We start from the raw sequence: 327 nt of genomic DNA, 5'->3' as shown, positions 1-327 counted from the left end.
AAGTAACACTAGCCATACCACTATTTGTACTAAATGTACTTTTTACTGATGTTCCCATATTCACTGGAGTTAAGAATCCACCTGAAATAGATAAAGTTTGATTTGAGAAAGACAATAGTTTTATTCTTGCTAAAAAAGTGATAGGCAAGACCTTAAGATTAGTCAGGATCTCTTCATTTCCGATTTGCGAGTTGACATATTCTATGTCGAAACCTAAGCTTATAACCTTATAGTTTGCTCTTAATCCAAATTGAGGCACTAAAGCCACTTTTGAAGTAGATTCTAGTTCGTAAGAAGGCTGATCCGTAGAATTATACTGTCCACCTA

At 34.6% G+C, this 327-nt stretch carries 1 protein-coding gene; it reads right to left on the bottom strand.

Going from position 1 to position 327, the window contains the following annotated elements:
• Positions 1-327, bottom strand: a 327-nt coding sequence (locus E1176_RS19995; RefSeq protein ID WP_185152442.1) for a hypothetical protein, incomplete at both ends; no start/stop codon positions are given.

The sequence above is a fragment of the Fulvivirga aurantia genome, assembly GCF_009711475.1.
Taxonomy (GTDB): domain Bacteria; phylum Bacteroidota; class Bacteroidia; order Cytophagales; family Cyclobacteriaceae; genus Fulvivirga; species Fulvivirga aurantia.
The sequence above is the reverse complement of the archived record's forward strand: the minus strand, read 5'-3'. Positions and strand labels throughout refer to the sequence as shown.